Source organism: Azospirillum sp. Sh1 (assembly GCF_008365135.1).
GTDB classification, from domain to species: Bacteria; Pseudomonadota; Alphaproteobacteria; order Azospirillales; family Azospirillaceae; genus Azospirillum; species Azospirillum oryzae.
The window spans coordinates 13,823-29,218 of the sequence record NZ_VTTK01000060.1 but is presented as its reverse complement, the minus strand read 5'-3'; the positions used below and the strand labels follow the sequence as shown (position 1 = coordinate 29,218).

Sequence of the window (15,396 nt, the reverse complement as noted above, 5' to 3'; positions counted from 1 at the left end):
AGCGGGAAACCCACCTCTAAACCAGAGCTCCCTTGAGAGCCGTGACAGACCATCACGTCGATAGGAGGCATGTGGACGGGCAGCAATGCTTGAAGCTAAGCCTTACTAATCGCTCGATCGGCTTGATCTCACCGGGCGCCATGCACAGCGGTAAGCCGCTTCATGGACGATCTGAAGACGCATCCCGTCACTTGAAACTCGATTTTATCGCGATCAGCGAAAAGGCCGCCTCCCTTATGGGAAGACGGCCTTTTCGCGTTTGGAATTTTGGCTTTCTCCTACTCGCCCAGGCTCCGGAAGCCCATGTCGCTGTCGGCGATGGTGACGAACCAGTTCTTCGGATCGCCGACCGTGCCGGCAAGCTCCGGCTGGTCGAGCGCCGGCCGCACCATCATGCGGGTCGGCGTACGCAGGCCGTTCTTCAGGCACAGGAAGCCCATCATCGACAGCGGCCGCGCCGCCTGGGCATTCAGCGTCCGGCACATCAGCGCAACCATGCCCTGCCGGCGCGCCAACTCGGTCATCAGCGAGAAGGCCGCCACCAGCCAGCCCGGCCGGGCCAGATAATCGCAGACCACGCCGACCGGCTCGCCCTTCCAGTAATCCACCCGCAGCACGACATAGGCCAGCACGGTCTCGCCGCGCATGACGTAGAAGCGGCGGAAGCGGTCGGCCTGCGGCGTGAGGTCGAAGCGCCAGTTCAGAAAGGCCCAGTCGCGCCGGGCGATCACCGGATGCTGCGCCGAGGCCGCTTCCCACAGGTCGTCGACCCGGTAGTCGAAGCGGTCGATCTCCACCAGTCTGGCGCCGAGCAGCTTGGCCGACAGCCCGTAGCCCATGGAGGCGGTGGCCAGCGCCGGCTTGCCCACCCTGGCGACCAGCTTGGCCAAGCCCCCGCCATAGGGGCTGACGCGCAGGCAACGCAGCGGATCGATCACCCGCAGATAGGTCGGCACATTGCCGAGATCGAGCCAGCCACCGCGCTTGTAGGATTTGTAGGCGGCCTCCGTCATCGACAGCGACACGGCGAGGTCGCCGGCCGCGGAGTGGGTCTCCGACAGGGCGGGACCGACACCGCGCAGGCGCCATTCCGGGGCGACCATCAGGTCGATCGCCCAAGAGGCCCGCCGGTTGCGTTCACCCACCTTCAGGGCGAAGGGGATGCCGCCCTGCTGGCCGACCACCGCGCCGTTCCGCTTGCACAGCCAGAGCTGCGGCCCCTCATGCTCCCGCTCCGGCGGTTCCTCGAACAGCCAGTGGAAATGGTCGGGACAAAGCTGGATCGCCTCCGCACCGAAATGCGCGCGCTGGAACGTCTCCAGAGCGGCGCGGTCGCCCGGTTCATACCGGGCGACGCCACGTTGCTTCCAGTCGATGACGCTCATGCCTCCTCCCCGACGGACACCGGCTGCACCAGATGGGCATCGCGCAGGATGCGGGCCGACGTCCGGCGCTTGGCGGTGATGTCCTTATAGACGCGATGGACCTGCGGAATGGTGAGGTTCAGCGCCGCCGCAGCCTCCTCCTCGCTGGCGCCGCGCCCGTAGGCACAGAGTGCCAGGTCCAGCTTGTCGTAGGGCAGGGCGTAGTAGAACTCCTCCTGCGACTGCGGCAGGGTGTAGGTGTCCGTGCTGGGCGACTGGGCCTGGATCTCCGCCGGCAGGCCGAGATGGGCCGCCATCTGGTAGACCTGCGACTTGTACAGGTGGGCGATCGGCTTCAGGTCGGCCAGACCGTCGCCGCCGCGCACGAAGAAGCCCAACTCGTACTCCAGCCGGTTCGGCGTGCCGAGCACGGCGTAGTTCAGGCGGTCGGCGTGGGTGTATTCGACCGTCTTGCGGATGCGCTGCTTCAGGTTGGTTGCGGCGACGACGTCGAGATAGACGTCCACCGGCATGCGGCTGGTCTGGCGCTCGCCCTCCGGCGACTCGACGGTCAGGGTGAAGTAGTTGACACGGTCGGCGTCCAGCAGGTTGCCGGCCAGACCGATCTTCTGCTTCCAGCCCGGCCCGAATTCCGGGAACAGCCGGCGGATGGCATTGTCGCGCCGTTCGTAGCAGCCGAGAGCTTCCAGCGGGCCGGTGATGTTCTCCATCACCGGGGTGACGCCGAGATGCTCGCAGAGCAGGGTGCCGAGGCGGGTGCTCTTCGGTGAATTCTCCTTCTCCGGCATCAGGATGCACTGCACGCGCTCCGGCCCCAGGGCGCGGACGGCGAGCGTGGCGCAGACCGAGCTGTCGATGCCGCCGGACACGCCGAGCACGATGCCCTGGCGGCGCAGATCATGGGCGACGATGCGTTGGATGGCGTCTTCGATCTCGCGCGCCGCGGACGCGCAATCCAGATCGAGGGCCTTTGAGTCGAACGAGGACAGGGCGTTCAGCATGGTCACGGTTCCCGATGGGGGTTGATGCATCGTCGGTCGGATAGAATCGCGGCGGTCAGGCCGCGGTGGGCTGGGCAATGGACTGGGCAATTGACTGGGGCGTGGCGGTCCGGGTGTCGGCCACCCGATCCTCCAGCACATGAATTTCGGCGCGGTCCAAGGCATCGCGCTGGTCGCGGATGCGCTGGGGAAGCTCGTCCTGGACGTAGTGGGCGAGGATCTGCAGGGTCAGCGTGCCGACCAGCGCCATCTCCTCCCGCTCGCCGGCCATGCGGCCGTTCTGGCGATGGGCCTTGTCAGCCAGCGCGCCGACCGCCGCCGCGTCGGTCAGGCCGTAGCGGGCGAGCGCCTCCGGCGACAGCAGATCGCGGACATAGTCCGGGGCGCCGTCGCCGAACAGGGCGGTGGTCATCGGCGCGCGATAGGGCCGCTTCGGCCGCTGGAAGATCTCGGCCGGCAGATGGCGGGCGGCCAGCCGGCGCAAGGCCAGCTTGTCGCGCAGACCCAGCATCTTCACCCGATCCGGCAGGGCGGCGCAGAGGTCGTCCACCGCCGGGTCGAGGAACGGGTAGCGGACCTCGATGCTGTTGGCCATGGCGACGCGATCGCCCTGGGCCGACAGCAGGTAGGGGGTCATGAAGGTGGCGATCTCCGCCCACTGGCTGCGGGCCAGCGGCGACCAGCGCGACCAACCGTCCGGCAGATGGGCCGCCACATGCGCTTCGAAGGCTGCATCGTCGGCGGTTGCCTGGACGTCGGCGGACAGCAGACGCTGTGACCACCCGGTGTTCCGCCAGCGGGTGCGGTGGGCGTAGAAGGTCTCGTCGGTGTCCATCATCCCGCGTTTGAAGAAGGCCTGCCACAGCGGGCTGTCCTTCTGGCCGTTGACGGCGGCGAAGGGATGGACGCGGCCCAGCAGCTTCGGCCGTGCCTTGCTGCCGGGCTGGCGCGCCCAGAAGCGGCGGACCTTGTCCTCCTTGAAGATGTCGTAGCCGGCCAGCCACTCGTCGGCACCCTCGCCGGACAGCACCACGCGGATGCCGCTCTCGCGCACCAGACGCGACAGCAGGAACAGCGGGGCGGGGGCGGTGCGGATCAGCGGCGTCTCACCATGGCGGATGACGTCGGGCAGGGCGGATTGGATGTCCTGCGGGCCGCAGAGGATGTCATGGTGCTCGGTCCCGACATGGCCGGCGACCAGCCGCTGCTGCGGTGTCTCGTCGAAGCCGGCGTCGGTGAAGCGGACACCGAAGCTGTGCATGTGGGTGGTGTCGAGCTTGCGGGCCAGCGCCGCGATCACCGAACTGTCGAGCCCGCCGCTGATATAGACGCCGACCGGCACGTCGGCGCGCAGCCGCAGGCGGATTGCGTCGAGCAGCTTCTCCTCCAGCCGGTCGGCCGCCTCGTCCAGCGACAGGTTGGCCAGTGACGGATCGGTGACGAAATCGGGCTGCCAGTAGCGGTCGACATGCAGCGCCAGCGTGGAGTCCACGCGGATGGCGGTGGCCGCCGGAACGCTCTCCACCCCTGCGAAGACGCTGCCGTGCGGCGCGGTGCTCCAGTGGGTGAAGACCTGGGCGAGACGGGCCGGGTCGAAGGCGGGCGTCACGCGACCGCCGCCGAACAGGGACTTGGCCTCCGACGCGAAGACCAGATGGTCGCCGCGCCGGGCATAGAACAGCGGCAGGATGCCGAGCCGGTCGCGGACCAGCCACAGCTCGCGCCGGGTGGCGTCCCACAGGCAGATGGCGAACTGGCCGTTCAGCTTGGCCCAGGTGGCGGGACCGTATTCCTCGAAGGCGTGGACGATCACCTCGGTGTCGGTCCGGGTGTAGAAGCGGTGGCCGCGCGCCTCCAGCTCCCGCCGCAGTTCGACATGGTTGAAGATCTCGCCGTTGAAGCTGATCCAGAGGGTGCGGTCCTCGTTGTGGATCGGCTGGAAGCCGCCGGCCAGACCGACGATGCTGAGGCGCGCATGGGCAAGCCCGATCCGGTCGTCACGGTAGAAGCCGTAGCCGTCCGGGCCGCGGTGGCCCAGCATGGCGATCATGCGCTTCAACTCGTCCAGACCGGCAGGTTCGGCACGCGATCCTGCGAGAACTCCGGCGACACCACACATGAGCGTGCTCTCTGTCCTGGGGTGGGTGTTGTTCTTGGTGGCGAGGTTAGACCCCCACCTAACCTCCCCCGCTGGGCGGGGGAGGGACTGCCGCAGTTTTCCTGATCAGGGGCTTGCCCCCTCTCCGGCAAAGCGGGGGAGGGTCGGGGAGGGGGCCTTGGTAATCTCCTCCGCCAGCTCCGCCCTCCGGATCTTGCCGGAGTCGGTCTTCGGCAGGCTGTCGCGGAACTCGATGAATTTCGGCACGAGGTGGCTCTCCAGCCGGCCGCGGCAATGCTGCCGGATGGCCGCCTCGGAAATGGCGGCGCCGTCGCGCGGGACGAGGAAGGCCTTGACCGCGAGTCCGTCGGCATCGTCGGGGACGCCGATGACGCAGGCCTCCAGAACGCCCTCCAGTTCGTACAGCGCGTTCTCGACCTCCTTGGGGCTGACCTTCTCGCCGCGGCACTTGAACACGTCGTCCTTGCGGCTGACGAAGTAGAGGTGCCCCTCGGCGTCCTGGGTGAACAGGTCGCCGGTGAATAGCAGGGTCTCGCCCTGGGGACCGCGACGCAGGCGCCGGGCCGTTTCCTCAGGCCGGTTCCAATAGCCGCGCATCACGTTGGCTCCCCGCACCACCAGCTCGCCCACCTGGCCGGGGGGAAGGCGGTTGCCGTCCTCGTCGGCGACGAACGCCTCGCAGTTCGGAATGGCGCGTCCCACCGAGGCCGGCTTGGCGTCCAGATCGGCGGGGTCGAGCGTGCTGATGCGGGTGCAGCACTCGGTCATGCCGTACATGGAATGGAAGACGGCCTGGGGGAAACGCTCACGCAGCCGGCGGAGATGGGCGGCCGGCAGCGGGGCGGCGGCGTTGGTCAGATAGCGCAGGCTGCCGAGGTCGGCGGTTTTCGCCGCCTCCAGCCCCAGCAGGGTGGAGAAGACGGTCGGGACGCCGGGCAGGCCGGTGACCCGATGCTGCACCATGCGCTTCAGCGTCTCCATCGGGAAGGCGAAGGAGCGCTCCAGCACCAGGGTGAAGCCGACGCGGGCGCCGGTCAGCACCTGGGACAGGCCGTAACCGAAGGTCAGCGGCAGCACGCACATCACCACGTCGTCGGGGGTGTTCCCCAGATAGGTCGAGATCGACCAGCTGGTGTTGACGTAGTTGGCATGGGTCAGCATCACGCCCTTCGGCCGGCCGGTGGTGCCGGAGGTGTACATGATCGCCGCCAGATCCTGGTCGATCAGACCGGGATCGGCCGGCTGGCGCTGCGGAGCCGTCAGCGCGTCGGCGTAAAGCAGACCGGATGCGCCGGGCGGCAGCCCGGCGCCGACCCACAGAACCGCCGGCGGCGTTTCCACCGTCTCCAGCGCCGGCAGGACCTGCCGGGCCAATGCTGCCGGCGCGATCAGGACCCGGACGCCGGCATCGGCCAGCAGGTAGGTCAGCTTGTCGGCCTTGGTCGAGGGGTTGACGGGCACGAACACGCCGCCGGCCTTCAGCGTGCCGAACAGGCCGGCGACATATTCGATGGAGTTCTCCAGCATCACCGCCACGCGGTCGCCGCGGGCCACCCCGGCTGACTGGAGCGCGCAGGCGACGGCATCGCTCTCGCGGTCCAGCTTGGCGAAGCTGCGGCGGGCATCCCCGGCGATCAGTGCGGTGCGGGAAGGATCCCGCCCGGTCGTCTCGCTGAGGAACTGGTGAACCAGATGGGCCAAGGAACCCTCCTTCTTGCCGTCGGCTTACCGCTGGGCCCTTCCGCGGGGCCTGTCCGTTGGCGCCCGTCGCTCGACCGATGTCAGGCGGCGTTGCGGAGTTCCTGCTTGCGGTCGACGAAGCTGGCGATGCGGTCGACCGACTCCAGGTTGTCGGCGATCATGTCGTCATCGTCGACGGCGATGCCGAAGCGCTCTTCCAGGAAGGCGACGACGTGCATGATGCCGGTGCTGTCGATGATCCCCGACTCCAGCAGGGATTCACTGTTGTCGAAGCCGGAGTCCTTGCCGAGCAGGAAATTCTCCACGATGAAGGCGCGGATTTCCGGCAGGGCGGGAGCGGTCAGGGTCGTGTCGGTCAGGGTGGCGGTCCGCATGTCTCTGAAAACTCCTGCTGGGTTCGGTCGACGTGGGTTCGGTCGAAACGATGTCTGACGAGGTCTGTCGAAATGGGTTCGGTGTGGACGGGGCCGGGTGGCTCGCGGGGATGATGTCGGGGCCGTGGGTCAGGCCATCCCTTGTCATGTGTCCCGCGGTGGATTGGCTCCTTGTTTTCGCATCCGCGCGATATGCAATTTTATTGTGATGGAGGCGGTGGTTTGCGAGGGCTCAAAGGATAGGAGTGGATTGAAGTCTGTGGTTAGCCACTCTGTTCTCCGGTAATAGGGCTTGTCGCTTGTCGCCAGACCTTCGGCTTGGCGTGGCCGGTCGCGGTCATACGCCCGCGGACTTGGGTTTTGCCATCGAGCCTGCCCATTCGGGTGTCACCTCGGCGGCCGGGCTGTCGGCGGCGGCCTTGCGCTTGCGCAGCCAGGCCGGGATACCGGTCAGCTGGACGCTGAGCCAATCGACGGTCGCGTCGTCGGACACAGGGAAAGCCTTCAGGCGCAGCGGGTCGGTGGAAGAATCGTTCCAGCCGGGATCGATGGTGCGGGCGGTGCGGTATCCGGCACGCCGGATCTCCTCCACCTCGCGGTCGCTGAAGTCGCCGTTGGGGAAGGCGAAATGGCGGCAGGGCCGGCCCAACGCCTCCTCCAGCTCAGCACGGCAGAGCGCGATCTCGTCGGCGCAACGGCCGTCGTCACATTGCAGCAGGATCGGGTGGGTGCGGGTGTGGGCGCCGTAATCGGCGACATCGGTCATCCGCGCGATCTCGTCCCAGGTCATCGCCTGACGGTCGGCGCCGTCGCGATCGGGATCGTCGCCGGCTTCGGCCAGCAGGCGGCGTCGTTCGGGATCGGGCACCCGCTTCAGCCGCTCCACCCCGATGCCGTCGGCGGCGGCGGTCTTCCACCAATAGGGGCGGGCGGTTCCGACGATCTGGCTGCAGAGATAGATTGTCGGCCGCAAATCGAACTCGCGGAACAAGGGCGCCAGCGCCGTGTTGTTCCGATGCCCGTCGTCGAAGGTGATGACCAGCGGATAGGCCGGCAGCTTGTCCCAGCGGCCGCTCTCCATGGCGACGGCAACGGCGTCCAGCGTGGTGAAGCCGTAATGCTTGGCATACCAGCGCAGATGCTCGCGCAGCACCTCAGGGGCCGGGTCGTGGTAGACGACGATGGTGACGGCGTGCCGCGCCTTCAGGAACCGCTGCATCGCACCGAATCCCGACCAGCGCACCAGATTGGCAATGGCGTTTTTCATGGTGCCCCCCTCCTTCATGTCGATGCTCCCGGTTCGGGCCGCGAGCGGCCTGAACCGGAAGCGGCCTGCCGCTCTCCGCGTCAGCCGGTCGTGCTTTTCGTATGGCCCGCCGGTCCCGAGGCCGGCACCGGGCCGGCGGGGACGGCGGGCGTCGTGGTCAGGCTGCCGCGGGCGTTGCGGCGGTAGATCTCCAGCAGACGTTCGCGGAAGACGGCGACGTCGAACTGGCGCTCCCACCGTGCGCGGGCGCCGGCGCTGAGGTTGCGGCGCAGGTTGCGGTCGTCGATCACCCGCGCCAGCGCATCGGCAAGCGCGGCGACATCGCCCGGCGGCACCAGCAGCCCGGTCTCGCCGTCGGCGATGGCGTCCGGAACGCTGCCGACCGGGGTGGCGACGATGGTCAGCCCCTCCGCCATCGCTTCCAGCACCGACATCGGCAGGCCTTCGAACATCGAGGGCTGGACCAGCACATGGGCGTTGGCCAGCTCGCGCCGGCAGCCTGCCTGGTCGAGCCAGCCGGTGAAGCGCACGCGGTCGGCGATGCCGAGATCCGTGGCTAGGCCGCGATAGGTCTCCAGATCGCCGTCGCCGGCGATGGTGATCTGCCAGTTCCGGTCGCGGCAGGCGGCGGAGGCGAGTGCGTTCAGCAGGACGTCGATGCCCTTCAGCTTGATCAGCCGGCCGAGGAACAGCAGGCGCACCGGACCGGCGAAGCCTTCCTCCGCGTCGTCGCGCACCGGCGGGGAGGCCGGGCCCGGCACGGCGTTGTGCAGCAGGGTGGTGCGCTGCCGCGTCTCCGGCCCGAAGGCCTCCGCCACCCAGTCGCGCCAGAACTCGCCCAGAACGACGATCTCGCTGGTCATCGCCATCATGCGGCGGATCGCCCAGCGCATCAGCGGGCTGCTGTCCTTGAAGTGCTTCGGGAAGCGTCCGCCATGCAGGTGCAGGACGACCGGCACGCCGAAGCTGCGGGCCAAGGCGATCAGGATGCCCTTGCGCAGGACACTGCCATATTCCGCCATATGAATGTGGACGAGGTCGGCCTTGCCGGCGGCGAAGCAGCCGGCGAGACGGGCGGTCGCCCGTGCGAAATATAGCGGCATCAGGTGGAATTTGCCGGGACCGTAGCTGTCGACCACCTCGAACTTCACATCCGGGCAGTTCTGCCGCAGATCCGTCGTGAAGTTGTCGACCACACGTCCCATTCCGCCTTTCTCCTGCGTGCCGCCGGGGGAGACGATATAGATCATGTCCGCTCCTGATCCTTTCCCGGCCCGCCGTTCCTGCGTTGCGCCCCGGCTTTTACCGTGTGACGACCGTCCTTCGACGGCTGCGGCGGGCTTGTTATGTTTTTGGCCTCGGTCCCTTGTCGGCTCGTTCTTCAGACCGTACAGGGAGGTGCGTGGTGATGCGGCCGGTCGACTGCCGCCGTTTGGAACATGCCGTGGCCGAAGGCCGGGCGACATCCACGTGCAAGTTTACGCGATACGTCACCCGCACGCTGTGGAGCGACCGAACGGGTTGGCTTGCCGGTATGGTTACCCAACCTGTGCATGTGCACCTTCCTTCCGGTCATACTCGTCTTGATTGTTTTCCAGACCGATCATCGAGGCGGCCATGACCTTGGATCACCGCCGTTTGGATGCGGTGGCGGCCGATCCGGCGAGCTTGTCCAGCTCCCCCGACAGCTCGGCGCCGCTGCGGTCCAACTCCTGGTAGATCGCCAGCAGGGACTTGGCGTAGGCATCGATGACGAACTGCTTCAGGAACAGGCGCCGGCCGTTCTCCGCAAGGCGGCGGTAGAGAGCCGGGTCGTGGCCGACCTGGACGACGGCGTCGGCCAGTGCCTGCGGATCGTTCACCGGGATGATCCGCGCGGTCTCTCCATCGGTCAGCACCTCCGGGATCGAGCCGACCGGCGTGGTGATGACCGGCAGTTGCGCCGAAAGCGCCTCCAGGATCACCATCGGCAGTCCTTCATGGGTGGAGGGCAGCAGCAACATGTCGTGGGAGCGGATGTGCGCATGCGCCTCCTCCCGACCGATCCAGCCCAGGAAGCTGCAGTTCTCCGCGATCCCCAACTCGGCCGCCATCGCGCGATAGCCCTCCACGTCGCCGCCGCCGCCGATGGTGACGCGGAAGGGTTGTCCGCGCTCCTTCAGCAGCGCGCCGGCACGCAACAGCGTGCCGATGCCCTTGCGCTCCGACAGGTTGGCGAGCACCAGCAGCGACAGGACCGCATCCGGCTCCGGCGGCACGGGCGGGCCGAGGTCGGCGCCGACATCGGGCACGGCGTTGTAGAGCACCCGGATCTTGCGGGGGTCGGTGCGGACCGACTGGACCAGGAAATCGCGCCAGTTGTCGCCCAGCACCACCACCCGGCCGCAGCGGTTGAACAGCCAGCGGCTGATGGCGCGGGCGAAGATGCCGCCCTCGAAGAATTCGACGAAGGAGGCGCCGTGCAGGTGGACCACGGTGGGGCAGGACATCAGCCCCGCCACCGCCTGGACCGCCGCCTTGCGCAGGAAACTCGCCCGCTCGGACACGTTGATGTGCACGACGGAGGCTTTGCGACGCGCCAGGATCCAGGCCATGCGCGTCAGGGTCAGGCCGAGATATAAGGGAGACAGCAGAACGCTACCGGTGCCGCGTGTATCGAGGATGATGGATCGGGTCGTGCCCGACTTGTCGAACTGGTCGACCACGTAACCCGTCATGCGGCCGATGCCGCCGCCGCCGTCGAGTGCACCCGGCGTCGCGAACACGATCGCGATCCGGTGGGATGCATCCGGCGGGCTTGCGGGGGTACGGCTGTCGTTTGTGCTGTCCATAGGCGTCTGGGTCCTTTTTCGTGCTCAGGCGGCGTCGGACGCGGAGAACAAGGCTTGCCGCAGGCGGCGTCGCAGACCGACCGGCATCAGCGAATGCATGGTGAAGGTGGCGAGCGCCATCGGCGTCGGCTGACCGTCGCGCAGCGCGGAATTCAGGATGCGCCAGCGCGTTCCGGCGGTCCGGGCCGCCTGCTCGCCGCCGGTCGCCTGCAGCAGCAGGCTGGCATAGGCGCGCGGCGACAGGCTGTCGCGCATCGACTCCGCCCATTCCAGGGCATGGTTGATGTTGTGGCAGGTCGAAAGCGTGACGCGGTTGTTCTCGGTGTAATGGACGGCCATCACCTCGGGGATGTGGACCAGGGCCACGCCGTCGATCCGGCCGCAGGTGATCAGCCATTCCCAGTCGTCGAACCGGGATTCGGGAATGGGGTTGCGCAGCAGCAGCGCCTTGGGCGCCAGCAGCGTGGTGGTGGGGGCGAAGGTCTCGCCCTTGAACAGGCCGCGTCGGACGAACAGGTAATCGCCGATGGCGTCGGCCGGGGTGGCGAGCCGCCGCGGCCAGGCGAAGGTGCCGCGGGCGGTCACCACCTGGCAGCGGCAGCTGACGATGGGAAGGCGGATGCCGGCCGGGCGGGCGGCCATCTGCAGCGCCACCTTCTCCGGCATCCAATGGTCGTCGTCGTCGAGGAAGGCGATCCAGTCGCCCCGCGCGCTGCGCACGCCGATGTTGCGCGCTTCCGCGGCGCCGTGGTTCGTCTCGAGTTCCATCACGGTCAGGCGCGGATCGGCCAGCGTCGCCAGATGGGAGGCGGTGGCCGGATCCGGTCCGTCGATCACGACGACGACGTCCAGGTCCCGATAGGTCTGGTCGAGAGCGCTGCGCACCGCCCGCATCACCATGTCCGGGCGATTGCGGGTGGGGATCACGACGGTAACCTTTTCATTGCTCGCCGGATGGTAACTGTTCGCCGGTTCTTTCTTCGGGCTCATGGGTCTGCCTTCGGTCGAAGCAAAATGGGAAGGGTCGCTGGGAGAGGGGCCGGGGGCCCGAAATCGATGGTCAGGTCAGTGGCTAGAGCGCCCGGCTCTGGCCGGCATAGGCGGGGGCGACGCCGGCGGGCGCATGCCGCCGCAGGCGATGCTGCTCCTCCGCCCGGTCGTTCAGCAGGCGCTGCCAGCGGCTTTGCTGGATCAGACGGACGACGGCGATCGTTGCGATCACCCAATTCATGGAATGGCGCTCGGCGAACACGCTTTCCGACACCGACACCGCCAGCAGGGCGCAGCCGACGGCGAAGGCCCAGGCGGCCTCGGGCCGGCTGTTGCCGTAGCGGGCGGCAAAGAAGCCCTGGAACAGCATCCGGCTCAGCACCACCAGGACCAGTGCCACGCCGACGAGGCCGAGGTCGAGCGTCAGCTCCAGCCAGCCGCTGTGGGCCGAGGTGATGCCCCAGTCGCGGGTGAAGCTGGCGCCCGGCCCGTTGAAGCCGAACCAGTAGGCGGCATAGCCGTAACCGAGCAGCGGCCGTTCGGTGACGGAGTGGACGATGTGCTGCCACAGCACGGTGCGGCCGGTCAGGGTCGGGTCGCGGCCCAGTGCATAGAGCACGTCGTACCAGAAGGTGGCGCCGGCCGTGACCATGATGACCAGGAGGGCCAGCAGCAGCGCCATGGTCGGGGCGAAGTTGCGGATGCTGCCGCGCAGCATGGTGGTGGACAGCAGGGCCACCGACACCAGGACCGAGGTGACCAGACCGGTGCCGGACCGGCTCATCACGATCAGCAGCATCGCCAGCAGGATCAGCGGCCGGGTGACCCAGCGGCTCTGCTCCTTCTGCCAGTCCAGCCAGACCAGCGCCAGCACCAGCCAGACCATCATGCGGCCGGTCACGTTCTTCTGGAAGAACACGCCCTTCCAGGCGCCGACATGCTGGGCGCTGTCCAACCCGATCGAAGGCATCGCGAAGATCATGAAGAAGGACACGAACATCAGGAAGGACAGCCCGACCACCAGCAGCCGCATGATCTCCGGGAAGCGGAAGCGCAGGGCGAGCCAGATGCCGAACACCGTCGTGAACATGAAGGCGATCGACCGGCGCAGCGTCACGTCGGGGAACAGCGACCACAGCGCGGTCAGGAAGGCGAAGGCCATCATCGTCGTCAGCGCCGGGCTGGCGAAGGGAATCTGGAAGGCGATGCCCGGCCGCAGCGCGATGGCGGCGAGCACCAGCAGATAGAGGCCGCCATAGAGGACGGTGACGCCGGCGGACTCAAGATCGCCGGCCAGAGGGTCGCCGCCGGTCAGCATCAGCGGAAGCACGGAGCCTCCGAAAGCGATGATGCCGATGACGGCGATGCTCTTTTCCAGAAAATCCAGGACTTTCATCGGCTTTCCCTTGCTGCCGTACCGCGTTCGGCTGTGCAGACCTGAAGATGCGGTTCGCCACCCCCTTCTCGTAGCCGGGCGGTGGCATTAGACCGAAGGAGGCCGGACCCGAAAGAGGTAGCCGCTTTCGCGCTCCTCCCATTCTTTGCCGCCCGAAAAAGGGAATGGAGCCGAAGCATTCCAACAAAAAGACCCCCGCGCGGGTGACACGGGGGTCCGGCTGGCATCCGGCTCAAGGTGGAACGGGTTACGACCCGTCGCCCTTCAGGACCATCACCGCGGTCTTGCAGAGGATGAAGAAGTCGAACAGCAGGCCGCAGTTGCGGACATAGAAGACATCCATCGCCACGCGTTCCTGGAAGGTGGTGCGGTGGCGCCCCGACACTTGCCAGTAGCCGGTCAGGCCCGGACGGACGCTGCCGATCACCGCGGCGGACTCGCCAACCTCCGGCAGTTCCTTCGGCATGTAGGCGCGCGGACCGATCAGGCTCATGTCGCCCATCAGGATGTTCCACAGCTGCGGCAGCTCGTCGAGCGAGGTCTTGCGCAGGAAGCGGCCGAGCGGGGTGATGCGCGGGTCGACCGTCAGCTTGTGGTAGGTCATGTATTCTTCGCGGGCGATCGGATCGTTCTCCAGCAGCTGCTGCAGCTGCTCCTCCGCATCGACATGCATGGAGCGGAACTTCAGCAGGTCGAAGGTCTGCTTGCCGCCGGCCCAGCGCTTCTGGCGGAACATCACCGGGCCTGGGCTGTCCAGCTTGATGGCGACGGCGAGACCCAGCATCAGCGGCGCCACCAGTACCAGCAGGATGGACGACAGCACGATGTCCATGGCGCGGCGGATGCGCAGGTAGCCGGTCGGCGGACGGACGCTGACGCGCAGGGCCAGCGAGCCGTGGAGGTTGTGATAGGTCGCGTCGACCGCGCTGACGTTGCCCTCGCCCAGCACGCAATAGACCTGGCGGAAGGGAAGGGTGCGCACGAGGCCGGTCAGGTCGCTGCCATGGCGGCTCATGTCGGCGACGATGGCGGCGGTGGCCTGGCTGGCGACGGCGGGCGACTTGGCCAGCAGTTCCACCGGACCCATCACCGGCAGGCCGGCGACGCGGGTCTGCCACAGGCTGTCGTCGTCGTCGACGAAGCCGACCGGACGCATGCCGAGCCAGGGCAGGCGCTGCAGCTTCTCGGCGATGGCGGCACCCTGCGGGCCGGCGCCGACGATCACCACCGGCGTGCGCCAGTCCAGCGCGCTGGACAGCAGCCCCTGGATCAGCAGCAGGTCGGCGACATAGGTGACCGCGAAGCCGAGCAGCGCGATCGACAGCGCCTCCACGAAGAAGGAACGGAAGCCCTCCATCACGATGAAAGGCACGGCCAGCACGGCACAGCACAGAAAGGCCGCCTGAAAAGTCCGCCGCGTCCGTTCCATATAGTCGAATCGGCCCAGCGTGTAGATGCCGAACACCGACTTGACCAAAGGCACCAGCATCAGGCCGGTCACCAGCGATCGTTGCCAGGCCGCAGCCTCCAGCGGCTCCGTCAGCGCGTCGGCACCGAGGAAATGGTTGAGCGTCCACCCCACCAGGGCGAGGACCAGCCCGTCGGACAGTGCAAGCAGCAGCCCGGGGGCGATCGTCGGGATCGTCGCCTTTTTCGCCGAGGTCAGATCGATGACCACATCTGGGTCCAGTTTGCTCATCGCAGGTCCCGTGGTTGAAGGGAATGCCAGCCACCGCACGGCCATTCGTGCGGATGGTCGCTCGTCATCAGCGTCTCTTGGGATTCGGCCGGTCTTTACTTTGCTGCGCCGCCTCAATCTCAGCTGCGCATTTATGTAAAGATCGCTCTTTCATGATTTCGATCGGCCGATCCGCGGTTCGTTGAGGACGAATTAGGATGAGGAGGCTCGGCCAGCAACAGTGCATACGGGCGTTGATTTCGCGTCCGCGATACCACCCGGGTTTCAAAGGGTGCGGGTACCCGAATATTTAAGGGGATACTTTCGGATGCCGTCCCCGGCGGGGATAACGTTTCGGGTTAGCGGCAAGGTGGTGTCGCACCTCCGGCGGCACGTTCGATCCCCGCAATTTTTGGGTAGAGGACGGCAAACCCTTCCCCGAAGGGCCGGAACGGCGGAACGCGAAGGGGGGTGATCGCCGAACTTGCGGAGTGGGTCCGCCACCTGGATTTACCGAAGGGAAGTGCCGGGCAATTCCGAGCGGGGGCGTGGCGCGAAGGAACCCTTGCCTGTTGCGGGGCGTAGGAGGCAGCGTGCGGGCTCGCCGGAAAGCCTAATCGGAACGTCCTGCTTCTCTGACCGAAGCCGTGGTGA

General features: G+C 67.3%; 11 protein-coding genes and 1 rRNA gene. 1 reads left to right on the top strand and 11 read right to left on the bottom strand.

The genetic code is table 11. The features are described from left to right. Positions 1-130 (top strand): 23S ribosomal RNA (locus tag FZ029_RS31395); the annotation flags it as partial. Between the two features lie 148 nt (positions 131-278). Here the strand turns inward: FZ029_RS31395 and FZ029_RS31390 are convergent. From FZ029_RS31390 to FZ029_RS31340, 11 genes are all read right to left on the bottom strand, one after another. Further along, positions 279-1,385: a GNAT family N-acetyltransferase gene (locus tag FZ029_RS31390; RefSeq protein WP_149273985.1), complete on the bottom strand. Its 1,107-nt coding sequence runs from the start codon at positions 1,383-1,385 to the stop codon at positions 279-281. After that, a complete protein-coding gene (gene nadE, locus FZ029_RS31385) occupies positions 1,382-2,386 on the bottom strand; it encodes an NAD(+) synthase (RefSeq protein WP_149201238.1) in 1,005 nt (334 codons plus the stop codon). Before nadE ends, FZ029_RS31390 begins: the two co-directional genes overlap by 4 nt. Before the next feature lie 55 nt (positions 2,387-2,441). Further along, on the bottom strand, positions 2,442-4,505 hold the full coding sequence (gene asnB, locus FZ029_RS31380; RefSeq protein WP_149273983.1) for an asparagine synthase (glutamine-hydrolyzing): 2,064 nt from the start codon (positions 4,503-4,505) through the stop codon (positions 2,442-2,444). Between the two features lie 105 nt (positions 4,506-4,610). Beyond that, positions 4,611-6,206 (bottom strand): AMP-binding protein, encoded by a 1,596-nt coding sequence (locus FZ029_RS31375; protein ID WP_149273981.1) that lies wholly within the window; start codon positions 6,204-6,206, stop codon positions 4,611-4,613. Between the two features lie 80 nt (positions 6,207-6,286). Further along, positions 6,287-6,580, bottom strand: a complete 294-nt coding sequence (locus tag FZ029_RS31370; RefSeq protein WP_085083499.1) for an acyl carrier protein — start codon at positions 6,578-6,580, stop codon at positions 6,287-6,289. Between the two features lie 337 nt (positions 6,581-6,917). Continuing rightward, entirely contained in the window at positions 6,918-7,847 is a 930-nt protein-coding gene (locus FZ029_RS31365; protein ID WP_149273979.1) for a polysaccharide deacetylase family protein, read from the bottom strand. A gap of 80 nt (positions 7,848-7,927) precedes the next feature. Beyond that, positions 7,928-9,097: a glycosyltransferase family 4 protein gene (locus FZ029_RS31360; RefSeq protein WP_247892590.1), complete on the bottom strand. Its 1,170-nt coding sequence runs from the start codon at positions 9,095-9,097 to the stop codon at positions 7,928-7,930. 378 nt (positions 9,098-9,475) lie between these two features. Then, complete coding sequence (locus FZ029_RS31355; protein ID WP_149273977.1) at positions 9,476-10,678, bottom strand: glycosyltransferase family 4 protein; 1,203 nt, start codon at positions 10,676-10,678, stop codon at positions 9,476-9,478. Positions 10,679-10,702: 24 nt separating this feature from the next. Then, positions 10,703-11,668 (bottom strand): glycosyltransferase, encoded by a 966-nt coding sequence (locus FZ029_RS31350; protein ID WP_149201243.1) that lies wholly within the window; start codon positions 11,666-11,668, stop codon positions 10,703-10,705. 82 nt (positions 11,669-11,750) lie between these two features. Then, positions 11,751-13,064, bottom strand: coding sequence for an O-antigen ligase family protein (locus FZ029_RS31345; RefSeq protein WP_149201244.1), 1,314 nt, complete (start codon positions 13,062-13,064; stop codon positions 11,751-11,753). Positions 13,065-13,311: 247 nt separating this feature from the next. Then, on the bottom strand, positions 13,312-14,763 hold the full coding sequence (locus tag FZ029_RS31340) for an exopolysaccharide biosynthesis polyprenyl glycosylphosphotransferase (protein WP_149273975.1): 1,452 nt from the start codon (positions 14,761-14,763) through the stop codon (positions 13,312-13,314). Positions 14,764-15,396 lie beyond the last annotated feature (633 nt).